Origin of the sequence: Pseudomonas guariconensis (assembly GCF_040822035.1) — a bacterium.
Classification (GTDB): domain Bacteria; phylum Pseudomonadota; class Gammaproteobacteria; order Pseudomonadales; family Pseudomonadaceae; genus Aquipseudomonas; species Aquipseudomonas guariconensis.
In genome coordinates this window covers 2,879,455-2,891,902 of sequence record NZ_CP162012.1, presented here as the reverse complement: position 1 = coordinate 2,891,902, position 12,448 = coordinate 2,879,455, and the positions used below count along the sequence as shown (strand labels likewise).

General features: G+C 62.5%; 14 protein-coding genes and 1 riboswitch. Of the genes, 4 read left to right on the top strand and 10 right to left on the bottom strand.

Annotation, left to right across the window (positions count from 1 at the left end):
- Positions 1-22: 22 nt before the first annotated feature.
- Positions 23-688, bottom strand: a complete 666-nt coding sequence (locus tag AB1N67_RS13245; RefSeq protein WP_367863044.1) for an SOS response-associated peptidase — start codon at positions 686-688, stop codon at positions 23-25.
- A gap of 254 nt (positions 689-942) precedes the next feature.
- On the opposite strand from AB1N67_RS13245, the gene AB1N67_RS13240 reads away from it, so the two are divergent.
- Entirely contained in the window at positions 943-1,278 is a 336-nt protein-coding gene (locus AB1N67_RS13240; RefSeq protein ID WP_090346445.1) for a DUF6713 family protein, read from the top strand.
- A 126-nt stretch (positions 1,279-1,404) separates the two neighbouring features.
- Here the strand turns inward: AB1N67_RS13240 and AB1N67_RS13235 are convergent, their stop codons facing one another.
- Positions 1,405-1,587, bottom strand: coding sequence for a hypothetical protein (locus AB1N67_RS13235; RefSeq protein WP_043211600.1), 183 nt, complete (start codon positions 1,585-1,587; stop codon positions 1,405-1,407).
- A 162-nt stretch (positions 1,588-1,749) separates the two neighbouring features.
- Between AB1N67_RS13235 and AB1N67_RS13230 the strand changes: the two genes are divergently transcribed.
- On the top strand, positions 1,750-2,571 hold the full coding sequence (locus tag AB1N67_RS13230) for a shikimate 5-dehydrogenase (RefSeq protein ID WP_102081874.1): 822 nt from the start codon (positions 1,750-1,752) through the stop codon (positions 2,569-2,571).
- Between the two features lie 107 nt (positions 2,572-2,678).
- On the opposite strand, the gene AB1N67_RS13225 is transcribed toward AB1N67_RS13230, so the two are convergent.
- From AB1N67_RS13225 to AB1N67_RS13215, 3 genes are all read right to left on the bottom strand, one after another.
- Positions 2,679-2,927: a hypothetical protein gene (locus AB1N67_RS13225; protein ID WP_070571333.1), complete on the bottom strand. Its 249-nt coding sequence runs from the start codon at positions 2,925-2,927 to the stop codon at positions 2,679-2,681.
- 100 nt (positions 2,928-3,027) lie between these two features.
- The gene (gene gloA / locus AB1N67_RS13220) at positions 3,028-3,549 is read right to left on the bottom strand and encodes a lactoylglutathione lyase (RefSeq protein ID WP_367863043.1); all 522 of its coding nucleotides are present in this window, start codon (positions 3,547-3,549) and stop codon (positions 3,028-3,030) included.
- 224 nt (positions 3,550-3,773) lie between these two features.
- On the bottom strand, positions 3,774-4,136 hold the full coding sequence (locus tag AB1N67_RS13215; protein ID WP_043211606.1) for a histone-like nucleoid-structuring protein, MvaT/MvaU family: 363 nt from the start codon (positions 4,134-4,136) through the stop codon (positions 3,774-3,776).
- 358 nt (positions 4,137-4,494) lie between these two features.
- Here AB1N67_RS13215 and AB1N67_RS13210 point away from each other — a divergent pair, with 358 nt between their 5' ends.
- Both AB1N67_RS13210 and cobF read left to right on the top strand, forming a co-directional pair.
- On the top strand, positions 4,495-5,784 hold the full coding sequence (locus tag AB1N67_RS13210; RefSeq protein ID WP_043211608.1) for an OprD family porin: 1,290 nt from the start codon (positions 4,495-4,497) through the stop codon (positions 5,782-5,784).
- 61 nt (positions 5,785-5,845) lie between these two features.
- Positions 5,846-6,595 (top strand): precorrin-6A synthase (deacetylating), encoded by a 750-nt coding sequence (gene cobF / locus AB1N67_RS13205; RefSeq protein ID WP_090346458.1) that lies wholly within the window; start codon positions 5,846-5,848, stop codon positions 6,593-6,595.
- Between the two features lie 43 nt (positions 6,596-6,638).
- Here the strand turns inward: cobF and AB1N67_RS13200 are convergent, their stop codons facing one another.
- The 5 genes from AB1N67_RS13200 to lpxO form a co-directional block, all read right to left on the bottom strand.
- The gene (locus AB1N67_RS13200) at positions 6,639-7,859 is read right to left on the bottom strand and encodes a glycosyltransferase (protein WP_367863042.1); all 1,221 of its coding nucleotides are present in this window, start codon (positions 7,857-7,859) and stop codon (positions 6,639-6,641) included.
- A gap of 81 nt (positions 7,860-7,940) precedes the next feature.
- On the bottom strand, positions 7,941-10,067 hold the full coding sequence (locus tag AB1N67_RS13195; protein ID WP_367863041.1) for a TonB-dependent receptor: 2,127 nt from the start codon (positions 10,065-10,067) through the stop codon (positions 7,941-7,943).
- Between the two features lie 114 nt (positions 10,068-10,181).
- A riboswitch (cobalamin riboswitch) is annotated at positions 10,182-10,387 on the bottom strand.
- A gap of 47 nt (positions 10,388-10,434) precedes the next feature.
- On the bottom strand, positions 10,435-11,004 hold the full coding sequence (locus AB1N67_RS13190) for a GNAT family N-acetyltransferase (RefSeq protein ID WP_090346464.1): 570 nt from the start codon (positions 11,002-11,004) through the stop codon (positions 10,435-10,437).
- 76 nt (positions 11,005-11,080) lie between these two features.
- Positions 11,081-11,425, bottom strand: a complete 345-nt coding sequence (locus tag AB1N67_RS13185; RefSeq protein WP_043211617.1) for a carboxymuconolactone decarboxylase family protein — start codon at positions 11,423-11,425, stop codon at positions 11,081-11,083.
- A 107-nt stretch (positions 11,426-11,532) separates the two neighbouring features.
- Positions 11,533-12,432 carry a lipid A hydroxylase LpxO gene (lpxO, locus tag AB1N67_RS13180; protein WP_043211619.1) on the bottom strand — a complete coding sequence of 300 codons (900 nt, stop codon included), beginning with the start codon at positions 12,430-12,432 and terminating at the stop codon, positions 11,533-11,535.
- Between the last annotated feature and the right edge of the window lie 16 nt (positions 12,433-12,448).

Here is a 12,448-nt window from a genome sequence, read left to right as displayed (position 1 = left end):
GCCGAGGGAAGCGCGACAGCCATCACTGAATCGGCTTGATCAGCTCCGGACCCTGGTTTCTGACGTTGCCCACGGCCGCGCTCACCCGGAACCACTCGAATTCTTCAGCGGGTTCGCCCAGGTTCAACGCCATTTGCTCGGCATGCTCTGGTTGGAATGCAGGGTCTACCCAGGCTCTGGCTGGCCCTGGGGCCAGAACCACCGGTCGCCGATCATGCACATCGACCATGCCGCCTTGGGCGTCGGCGGTGATGATCACGAAGCCGTCGTGCTCACTGCCGGTGAACTGGCCGATGCTGGCACATAGGGCGGGACGCCCGTCCCGACGCCGGATGTAGTAGGGCTGCTTCTTCGGCCCGCCTTCATCGACCCACTCATACCACCCGTCCACCGGCGTGATCGCCCGATGCGGCCAGATTGCCCGGAAGAATGGCCTGTGGGCGACCTTCTCGATTCTGGCGTTGATCGGCGGCGCTCGATCGGTCGCCCAGTGCGGCCGCCATCCCCACCTCACCAGATCCGCCCGCAGGCCTGCGTCATCCATTCGCAGCACGGCTACCTGCGTGGTGGGCGCCACGTTGTAGCACTCCATGGCTTGGTCGCCAATGGTGTCGCGCCAAACCCCAGGCATGCTCAGCGTATCGACGAAGTCGTGTATGCCACGGTACTGGCTGAGCCTTCCGCACATCTGACTTCCCTCCCGGTTAGCCAATAAGCATAGCCTTCTGCTCAACCTGCCCGATCTCTCGCCTCACTGCCTTTGAGGCCCTTTCGCGGGTCAAGGTTTTAGCCGTCCTGGTCAGGCCTATGCTTTACGGGCACCGCAGTGGGTGAATTAGCGTTTCGTCGTCGCAGCTCCTATCATCGCCAACGCTTTACGCAGGGATGATCCTCACTGGCTTGAAGGGATTGCTTAAATGGTAAAGAAGCTATTTTGTCACGATGCTTGCGCTCATCCTTCATCAGATAGATGCCGCGTACTGGCAGGAATGGGAGATGTTTTTCCTGCCTGGCGGGGTGCAGGGCTTTTTGCTGTTCAATAGCTTGGCAATCCCCGTATTGCTGGTTGGCTATCGAAATGTTTTGCTGGGTACGGCCAACGCCATGGTCTTCGCTAAAGTGTGTGCCGGCCTGGGCCTGCTTACGGTCATTATCCATACCGGTTTCGGCTTGGCTGGCTTTCATCAGTTTCACCTGCCTGCTTCGATCTGCATTCTCATTCTGTGTTTGGCCAGCGCTCTATGGCTGATGGCCAGAATACGATCCGCATTGCAATGAAGGCCGGGGCTTGCCTCTCTGACGTTCTCGCGGGAAACCCCACACAGGATGTGGCTCCAACAGGCAAAAAAAGCCCGCCAAGGAGGCGGGCAATAGGGGCTTGGGAGCAACGCACAACAAATTCGGTCAGGCCAGCAGGCTTGCGGCCTGCAAACGCTCGGCAAGGGCCTGGGCGGTGGCTCGGGAGGTCAGTGGACCGCTGACGGTCTCGCCATTGCGGATCAGGTACCAGCAGGCCAGCAATCCTTGTTCACGCAAGGTGGCCGGGACGGCGCTGCCGATGACGGACATGATCTGGATAGTGGCCATTTGAGAACCTCCTGTGTGACATGGGGCTACCTTATCGGGCATCCGGCGCGGCTTGAAATCAACTTCCTCAATAGTGCTAATCAGTTATATCAACGTTAACTCGGGTGCGAAGCAGTCCCTCTGTTACGCTACGTAAACGATTCAGCCTAGGAGAGCGGGGCAATGACGATTCCACCGAGCAGAGACACCGTGTTGTGCATTTCCCTGGCCGGGCGCCCCGGCACGTTCGGGGTACGCTTTCACAACCACCTCTACCGGCAGTTGGGGCTGGACTACTACTACAAGGCCATGACCACCCAGGATCTGCCCGCCGCGGTTGCAGGGATCCGCGCCCTGGGCATTCGTGGTTGCGGTGTGTCGATGCCTTACAAGGAAGCGTGCATGGCCTTGGTCGATGAAATCGATCCTTCGGCGGCGGCCATCGAGTCGGTCAATACCCTGGTCAACGAAGGCGGGTATTTGAAGGCTTACAACACCGATTACCTGGCGGTGCGTCAATTGCTCCAACGCCATCAGATCGACCCCAGCACTGCGTTCGCCCTTCGCGGCAGCGGTGGCATGGCCAAGGCGGTGGCCAGTGCCTTGCGCGATGCCGGATTCGCCGAAGGCATCATCGTGGCGCGCAATGAGCAGGCCGGGCGGCAACTGGCGGATGTGTGCGGTTATCGCTGGCTGCCGCAGCTGGGCGACCTGTGCCCGCCAATGCTGGTGAACGTGACGCCAATCGGCATGGCCGGTGGGCCCGAGGCAGAGGAATTGGCATTTAGCCCGGATGCCATCGCAGCAGCGCAGCAAGTGTTCGATGTGGTCGCGATGCCGGCGCGCACGCCGTTGATCCGCCATGCCGAGGCGCTGGGCAAGCCCGTGATTACTGGGTTGGAGGTGATCGCGTTGCAGGCGCTGGAGCAGTTCGTGCTGTATACCGGCGTACGTCCGACGGACGCGCAGGTGGCGGCGGCGGTGGAGTATGCGCGGCAGGCTTAGGGCCGTGCAGACGTTGTGGGAGCGGATTTTGCCCGCGAAAGCGGTAGTGGATCAGTCGACGTTTGGCGAGTAAACCCGCTCCCATAGGTGCAGCAGTCTTCGAACCGTCAGAACACCTGGCGGTCACCGTCGAGCTGTTGATCGACCAGCCAGCGGCCATGGGCCAGCGCGGCGTGCTGGGCGTTCTCCAGGTCGGACAGGAAGGCCATCTTCATCGGCAGCGACAGGCGGCGGCTGGTGTGTCCTTGGGGATCGGTGATCAGGCAGCCGGCAGCGAACGGCAGCGGCGACCCAGGATGGGTCATGACGCTCGCGGTGATGGTGTGGTCGCGGTATTCACAGTGAAGGGTTTGCATCGTCCTTTACCTCGCTGTGGCTTGGAAACGGTTTATTCCATATACCACAGCGAGGGGCCGGGAGTTCCCGGCCCGACGAGCGTGCCCTGGCGGGCGAGGCTTAGAACGTGGTCGGCTGGATCACTTCGACCCAGTAACCGTCCGGGTCCTTGATGAAGGCCAGGTGCTTCATGCGGCCGTCCGACAGGCGCTTCTGGAAGGGCACTTCCAGGGCTTCGAAACGCTCGCAGGCGGCGCGTACATCCGGCACCGAGATGCAGATGTGGCCAAAACCGCGCGGGTCGGTGTTGCCATCGTGATAGGCGAACTCGGGGTCGTTCTCGGTGCCGTGGTTGTGGGTCAGCTCCAGAATGCCGGGGATCGACTTCATCCACTGGTGACGCTCGGCGTCATCGGCCGGGATCTGTGCCGGATCGACCAGTGCCAGGAAGTACAGGCTGAAGGCCGCTTCAGGGAAGTCGCGCTTGTCCACCAGGCTGAAGCCCAGCACGCGGGTGTAGAAGTCCAGCGACTTTTCGATGTCCTTGACCCGCAGCATGGTGTGGTTGAAGACGAAGTTGGCGGTGGCGGCATCCGGTGTGGCGGTGACGCCTGGCAGGGCGTGCAGATTGTGCAGGCTCATGGGTACTCCAGAAGAGAGGCCGGGACACAAGGCCCCAGCGGGAAAGACAGGTGAGCCATGATACGGCAGTGAGGCGTGAGCGCAAACGAAAGCGCCCTGCACGAGTGCAGGGCGCTGGAATTAGAGGCCCGCATGTGCGGGCGCGTGATGGGGTCGCTAGTCCTTTAGCTGGTTCGATACTGCGCGTGTCGATGTGAAAAAAGTGTGAAGTGGGTGTTGATGTTTCATGGGCGTACCCAACTTTCCACTGTCTTGGCGCCGTACTGTTCTTTCCAGGCCTTCAACCCGCGGTGGTTGCCACCTTTGGTCTCGATCAGCTCGCCGGTGTGCGGGTTCTCGTACACCTTCACCACACGGGGGCGGCGCTGCTGCTTGGGCGCCGTGGTCGGTGCCTTGGTCACTGCCTTCGGGTCGAGGATGGCGACGATGTCGCGCAGGCTCTTGTCATAGCTTTTCATCAGGCCGACTAGTTTCTGCTCGAATTCGATTTCGCGTTTTAGGCCGGCGTCCTTTTTCATCGCCTCCAGTTGCGCCATTTGTTCCTGGAGAGCTTTTTCGGCAGCACGAAACTCTGCAAGTCTGGACACTGTCATCACTCCTGTAAGTGTCGTGGCAGGGCGTGACGAACATACAAGAAGCAATAAACGCCGGCCACGGGGATGGGTACAGCTGTTCGCTGATATCGATTGTAGTCGTCGACCTCTACTGGGTAAACCGCAAACTTTTTATAAGTAATCGCGGAACTTTGTTAGTTTTTCGCGCCTTATTCGCAGCGCGTTGCAAATTGCTCTTCAGCGGTGCTTAGACTATCGTCCAATGGCGCATGCTAGAGGGGTTGCACGATCATTCAAGATGATGGCCGTCGTGTTTGTCGGCTGTTCCGTAGTGCCGGGGGCAATGCTGCCCCGGATCGTTTTTCGCCTTCTTCCTGGATGTTCCTTTCGCATGTTTCCCCCGTTTTCCTCAGCCCCCGGGCGCCGTTTTACCGGCCTGTTGTTCCTGTGTGTCGGTGCCCATGCCCAGGCCGCCGGTTTTCTTGAAGACAGCAGCGCCAAGGTCGAAGCGCGCACTGTCTACTTCAACCGGGATTTCCGTGATGGCCACAGCAGTTCAAGTCAAGGCGCATCCAAACGCGAAGAAACGGCCCAGGGTTTCATTCTGAATGTGCAGTCCGGTTATACCCAGGGGCCGGTGGGGTTTGGTGTGGATGCACTGGGAATGGTCGGCTTCAAGCTCGATTCCAGCCCGGCCGATAGCAACAGTGGCCTGCTGCCCTCGTCGGGCCATGACCCGCGCGGTTCGGCCGATCAGTACGCCAAGCTTGGCCTGGCTGGCAAGGTCAAGGTGTCCGACACCGTGCTGCGCTACGGATCGATGATGCCGGATATGCCGCTGCTCAAGTACAACGATGGCCGTCTGCTGCCAACGATGTTCCATGGCGCGATGCTTACCTCCGAAGAAGTGCGTGACCTGAAGTTCACTTTGGCTCGCCTGAACCAGTACACCGCTCGGGACTCCACCGATCGCCAGGACATCCGCGTTCACTGCAAGAACAAGCGCTATGCCTGCAACATCGAGGCCGACCACTTCGATCTGGCCGGCCTTGACTACCGTTTCAATGACCGCCTCAGTGGCCAGTACCAGGTGTCGCGCCTGGAGAACATCTATCGCCAACAATTCCTGGGCCTGGTGGCCAGCCAGCCTCTGGCGGTGGGCAGCCTGTCGGCCGACCTACGCCTGATCAAGAGCGACGATATCGGCAACGCCCGCGCGGGTGAAATCGACCACCGTGCCTTCAGCGGGATGCTCGGTTACAGCCTGGGTGGGCACAAGATCAGCGCCGGCTGGCAGCGCATGTATGGCCAGAGCGCCATGCCGTATCTGGATGGCAGCAACCCTTACTTGGTCAACTACGCCCAGGTCAATGACTTTGCCGCCGCTCAAGAGCGCTCCTGGCAACTGCGTTATGACTACGACTTCAAGGCCCTTGGCGTACCGGGCCTGACATTCTTCACCCGCTACATCAACGGCGACCATATCAAGGTTCCCGGCAGCAGCGCCGAAGGCAAAGAGTGGGAGCGCGATACCGAGCTCAAGTACCAAGTGCAGAGCGGCACCTTCAAGGACGTGAGCGTGCGCCTGCGTAACTCCACCTACCGCAGCAACTATGAAAAATGGGCGCGGGACATGGACGAGACGCGGGTGATCGTGAGCTACAACTTCTCGATTCTCTAGCGTTTTGCCAAATGCCGCCGGCCGCTCGACAATGGCGGCTGGTTGGCAGGAGGACAGGGCGATGAAACGCGTGCTGCTGATTGGCATCGGTCCGGGCGACCCACGCCAGATCACCTATGAAGCGGTGGATGCGCTGCGGCGCGCCACGGTGTTCTTCGTCCTCGACAAAGGCGACGACAAGGATGAACTGGTGCAGTTGCGCAGAAACATCCTGGCGCGCTACGTGCCACAAGGCGGTTATCGCTTGGTGCAATTGAGCGACCCGCGGCGCGATGGCCAGGCGCAGGATTACCTCGGCGCGGTGCAGGACTGGCATCGCCAGCGCGCGGCCTTGTATGGCCAGTGGCTGCAGGACGAGCTGGGCCCTGACGATGTCGGCGCCTTCCTGCTCTGGGGCGAGCCGGGGTTGTACGACAGCACGTTGCGTGTGCTCGACCTTGTTCGCCAACAGGGCATGGCCTTGATGCTGGAGGTAATCCCCGGCATCAGCAGCGTGCAGGCCCTGGCCGCGCGCCATCAGATTCCCCTCAATCGTATCGGCGAGCCTCTGACTGTGCTGCCTGGGCGGCGCCTGGCCGAGCAGACACGGATCGACAACGTGGTGGTGATGCTCGATGGGCAGTGCGCCTTCGCCGGGTTGGACGATCCGCAATTGACCATCTATTGGGGCGCCTACCTGGGGACCGATGATGAGGTGCTGGTCGCTGGGCCGCTGCAAGAGGTCAAGGCACAGATTCTCGAGTTGAGGGTGCGATTGCGGCGACGCAAGGGATGGATCATGGACACCTACTTGCTGCGGCGCGAATGCTGACGTGGGACAGATCGGCAATCGGGGCCGCTTTGCGTCCCCGGTTTCAACGCCGACGCAACATGGCCCCAGTGAAGTTGTATAGACGCTGTTCATCCAGATGCGCCAGGCTGTGCTCGATCCGCTCGGTCAGGGCCAAGGCGTGGCGGTTGCGGTCGTAGCGGGTCTTGAGCAAGGGGGCGCAGGCCGCCTGGGCTTGTTGCCACGCCGCTTGGTCGCTGTAGAGCCGCACGCAGGCTTTCGCCAGTGCCTCGGCGGCCCCGGCGACGGCGCCGGGCCAGGGCAGGGCGCCGTGCATGGCCTCGGCGCCGATGGGCGTGGTGACGCTGGGGGTACCACAGAGCATGGCGTCGGCAAGCTTGCCCTTGATCCCGGCGCCAAAGCGCAGCGGCGCAAAACACAGGCGCGCGTTGCTCATCACCTGCAAGGCATCCTCGGCCCAGCCGAGCAGGTGGAAACCTTCGTCTGGGTTGTGCAACGCCTGGGCCTTGGGCGAGGCGTAGGCGCCGTAGATGTGCAACTGGGCTCCGGGCAAGTGGCGGCGGATCATCGGCCAGAGGTTGTGCTTCATCCACAGCACCGCGTCCCAGTTGGGTGCATGGCGGAAGTTGCCGATGGTCACGATGTGCTCGCGCTCGGCGAAGGGGCGCAACGTCTGGGCCGCAGGGTCGAGCATCAGCGGACACCAGTGCAACAGGTAGTCCGGCACACCAAAGCCATTGACCAGCAGGTCCGTTTCCACGTCCGAGATGATCAGCGACAGGTCGCAGCGGTAGATCGCGGCCAGCTCACGCTGGGCCAGCGCGCTCGGCGCCATTTGGCGGAACAGCTCGGGGCCGCTGGTGTTGAACAGGCCGCGGAAGTCGTTGGGGTCCAAGCCTTCGATCAGTCGCCGGCGCAGCAATTGGTGGCGGGCCTCGCGCAGGCTTTGCAGGTCTGAGGTTTCCAGCACGCGCAGGGCGTTGGGGCAGTGCCGGGCAACGATGGCGCCGAATTGCTCTTCCATTTCGAATCGGTCGAACAGCACCAGGTCGGGCGCCTGTTCGGTGAGGAGGTGGGCAATGCTTGCGTGGTCGCCGGCGAGGGCCAGCTCGGTGATGCCCAGGGCGCGGAGGTCGGCCTTGTGCTCGGCAGGCTCGGTGGTGCTGGCAAAGGTGATGCGCCAGTTGCGGGCGAGAAAACTCTCGAGGATCTGCATCATGTGACCGCCGACGGCGGAAGAGCGCGGTTCGGGCCAGGCTTGGCCGATGACCAGGACGTGGAGCATGGAGGAGGGCCTTGGGCTGGAAAAGGCGCTATTTAATCATGTCCGGGGGCAGGGGGCCGCAGCGCAGCCCCATGCCAGCCTTCAGAACGTGTAATCCAGCGTCGCAAAATACGAACGCGGTGCCCCCAGCAGCCACTGGTCGCTGGTATAGACGTAGGACGCCGCGTACTCACGGTCGAACAGGTTGTTCACTTGCAAGCCCAGGCGCACATCCGGCAACACCTGCCAGCCCAGATTGGCATCGACCACCGTATAGCCAGGTACGCTGTTCTCATTGGCCGCGCTGTCGTAGCGCTGGTCCACGTAACGCACACCCAGGCCGGCATCGACCTGTTGGCCAAACCCCTTGCTCAGCCACAGGTTGGCCGTGCGACTTGGCACGTTGCCCGGTCTGTTGCCAGCGCGATCCACCACGCCGCTTCCGGTGTTCTCGAGATAGTCATCGAACTTGGCGCGCACCACTGCAGCATTGGCCGAGACCTGCCACTGGTTGGCCAAGGCCAGTTCCACCGTCGCCTCCAGGCCATCGGAGGTCTGTTGGCCCGCTTGCTGTACGCCGTGATTCACGGGGTCGGCAACCAGCAGTTTCTTCTTGACGATGTGGTAGGCCGCCAGCGTCCACTCGCCACGGCCCTCCCAGAACCGTTGCTTGAGGCCCAGCTCGGTCTGCTTGGCTTCGGTCAGGTCGTAGCGTTGCTCCGGGCGCAGGGTCAACAAATCGCCTACGCCATCCTCGCTGGTCGAGTATTGCCCGTACAGCGACAAGTCGTCGTTGACGGCGAACACCAGCCCGGCGCGCCAGTTTCCGCCTGGCAGGCTGCGCTCGCTGCGGGTGTCGTTGACCAGATCGTTACGCTCGATGTGATTCTGGTCGCGGCGGATACCAGTCACCAACGACAGGCGCTCGGTCAGCTCGGTGCGGTTCTCGGCGAACAGGGCAAAGGTGTGAGTGGTGGACAATGTCTGTGGGCGTGTCGGCGACAGGCTATGGAACCTGCCAGAGGCGGGATGCCAAGGGTCGAGCGGGTCTGTGATGCCATCGTCGTAGGGCGCGTTGCTGTCGACGTTGAAGCGGATCTTGTTGTATTCGGCGCCGACCAGCGTCGTGCTGGCCAGGCCAAACAGATCATGGTCAAAGGTCAAGCTCTGGCGGTCGCCGATCTGCTCTTGGTTGTGCTTGATCTCAAGGAAACTGCCGCGCTCCAGCCGGTCTTGATCACCATTCCAGGCGTAGGTTTCGGCATTGCGCCAATGCCGGCGGCTTTTGATGTAGTACAGCTGGTTGCTGGCCGACACGCTGTCGCTGAGGGTCCAGTCGGTGTTCAGCCGGGTCCATTCGTCGTGGTAGCGCTGGACGTCGTTTTGGATGTTGTAGTTCTTCTTGCGCAGACTGCTGCGGTAATGCCCGTCGATCAGCGGCGTGCCGTAGTAGTTGGCAGGTTCTGCATCGCCGCGCTCGTGGGCCAGGGTGAAGCTCAGGTCATCGGTGGCGTCGAAACGCAGCGCGGCGCTCAAGGCCAGGCTGCGCGAGTCGGTACGGTCGACCCAGCCGTTGCCGGCCTGCTGGTTGACCGTCATCCGGTAGCTCAGACGCTCGCTCAGGCTGCCGCCGCTGTCCAGGCCGAACTGTTGACGGTCCCAGGAGCCGTAGCCCAAGCGCAGCCGGTTGTGGACGTCGCCGGCGAAAGGTTTTTTCGGAATCACGTTCACCACCGCCCCGGTGGCGCCTTCGCCATACAGGACCGAGGCTGGCCCGCGGAGGATGTCGATGCGCTCGACCATCCACGGATCGACCGGGAAGGTCAGCGTACCGGCGCCGCTGTACAGGCGCGAGCCGTCGAACAGGGTCATCACCGAGCTATGGCCTTCGAAGCCCCGGGCCGAGAGGCCGGTGCCGCCATCGCCGGGGCTGCCGGTGAAGCTGATGCCTGGCGAGCGGGTCACGGCGTCCTGGACGGTGAGGTTGTTACGCCGCTCGATCTGTTCGGCGCTGAGGGTGCTGGTGCTGGCCGGGGTTTGCAGGGCGCTCAGGTTCAGGCGCGATCCGGCATCGGTCGGGGTGGCCAGATCGATGGCCGGCGTGTCGTGGGTGTCGGTGATGGTCGTCGAAGGCAGGGCCAGCACGGGATTGTGCTGTTCATCGGCCACTGCCGGAAGGGCAACGGCCAGGCAGGCCGCCAAGGTATGAAGCGTGTAGGTACGGGACATGTCGTTCCACTGCTGCAGGAATGAATGGATCCCGGTGGAAACAACGCAAAGACAAGCGAACGCGCACGCAAGGGGCGTGCGCGAAGACCGGCCTGCGCCCGCCCACCGCGGGTTTGCCAATGTGAAGTTCCAGGCCGGTCTCCGGGCTTGCGAGGGTCATGAAGCCTTCACCTTCCCATGCAGGCGCACAGTGGTCTGTCGAAGGATTCGCTCGCTTACCGTTGCGGGGGCAGCGCCGGACTTGTCGTAGGGACGACTCACCGGCTTCCCGTTTCACCCTGCGCGCGGCGGCGCAGGACACCTGAAACTGGCACGCATCTGACCATCGATCGGGTGGGCAGTCAATGCGCGGGGGAAAGGCGAGGGCTCAGCGCCCGCGTCGGCGCGAGACCCGCGCCTCGATATTCTTGCGCCCGATCAGCAGCGCGGGCTTTTCCACCACCGGCTCGTCCGCCAGCCATTTGTACATCACCAGGCAGTCCACCAACCCCAGTTGGGCATGGCGGTACGCCTTGGGCAGCCGGCCGACGGTCTCGAAGCCGAGCTTGTGCCACAGCGCCACCGCCACTTCGTTGGTAGCCACCACCGAATTGAACTGCAGCGCCAGGAAACCTTCCTGGCGGGCCAGCTTCTGTGAGTGTTCGCACATCAATCGGGCCACGCCACGGCCACGAGCGGCCTCGCTGACCATGTAGCCGCAGTTGCCCACATGGCTGCCAGGGCCGGCGGCGTTGGCCTTGAGGTAGTAAGACCCCAGCAACTCGCCGTCCTGCTCGGCCACCAGGGTGCGCAGGGGCAGATCCAGCCACAGCTGGCGGGCCTGCTCGAAGGTCAGTGCGGGGTCGAAGGCGTAGGTCTGGCGGGCCTGGACGATGGCCTGGAAGGTCGGCCAGAAACGGTCGAAGTCTTCCGGGGTCATGGGGCGGATCTGGATCATGGCGGCTCCTGCGGGCTGGACCGCCAAGTCTGGGTGGCTTGGCGCCGCCGCGCAAGGGCGACGACGCCGGTCGGGTTCAACTGCCGGCTTTGCCCACGGCGTCCATGGCGCGGGCCGAATAGACCAGCGCGGCGCCGGCGTTCATCGCCACGGCCACGCCGAGTGCCTCGGCGATCTCTTCACGGGTGGCGCCTTGCTTGACCGCCTGTTGGGAGTGCACGGCGATGCAGCCGTCGCAACGGGTGGTCACGGCGACGGCGAGGGAGATCAGCTCGCGTGTCTTGGCATCGAGGTGGTTGGTCTTGGCACCGGCGCCGCTGGCGGTCATGTAGCCGGCCACGGTGTCCGGAGACAACTGCTTGAGATCGCCGATGCCGGCCATCAACTGCTTACGGTAGGCGTCCCAGTCCATCATGCTCATCGTCTTCACCTTGGGAAGGTTGCGGAGTGGAGCTTTCAGGCTAGTCGAAGTTTTCGGCAAGGGACGGGCTTGTGTCGCGATGGGCCGCGAAGCGGCCCATTGGCATTTCAGATGTAGATGAAGAACAGCACCAAGGCTGCGACCACCGCCCACTTTTCCAGGTAGTAGCGGGTGCGGTTGCGCTTTTTCAGCGCTTTGCCGCGCTCGCGGATCTTGTAGATACGGGTGAACAGGCGGTTGATGCCGCCGGTCTTGTCATTGGCGTCGTTGGGCGCGGCGGCGGCGGCCATGACGTTGCGGCTGAACCAGCGGTTGAAGGCGGTCGCCCAGCGGTACTTGAGCGGGCGCTCGACGTCGCAGAACAGAATGATGCGATTGTGCTCGGTGGTGTTGGCGGCGTAGTGGATGTAAGTCTCGTCGAACACCACCGCTTCGCCGTCGCGCCAAGCGTACTTTTCGCCATCCACATCGATGTAACAGCCGTCGTCGTTCGGCGTGTCCAGGCCCAGGTGGTAGCGATAGGAGCCGGCATACGGATCGCGGTGACGCACGAGCTTGGCGCCTGGCGGCAGGGTGGCGAACATGGCGGCCTTGACCGTGCCGATACCCTGCAGCAGCTCGGTGGTGCGGGGGCACAGCTTCATCGCAGAAGGATGGCTCTCGCCGTACCACTTCAGGTAGAAGCGCTTCCAGCCGGTCTTGAAGAACGAGTTGAAACCGACATCGTCATAGTTGTCGGATTTCTTGATCTCGCCGACGTGCAGTAACTGCTGGGCTTCTTCGCGGATTTCCTGCCAGTGGTCCTTGAGCGGTTGCAGCTCAGGGAAGGCCTCCACCGGCAAGTAGGGCTTGGCCGGGTGTTTGGAGAACAGGTACAGGAAGGCGTTGACCGGCGCCAGGAAACTGGAGTGATCGCCCAGCTGGCGGGTCAACTTGTGGCGAACCCGACCGCGCAGGTGGACATAGGCGATCGAGAGGACGAATAGAAGTACTAATGCAATTTTCATGGACGGCTGCTTGTCA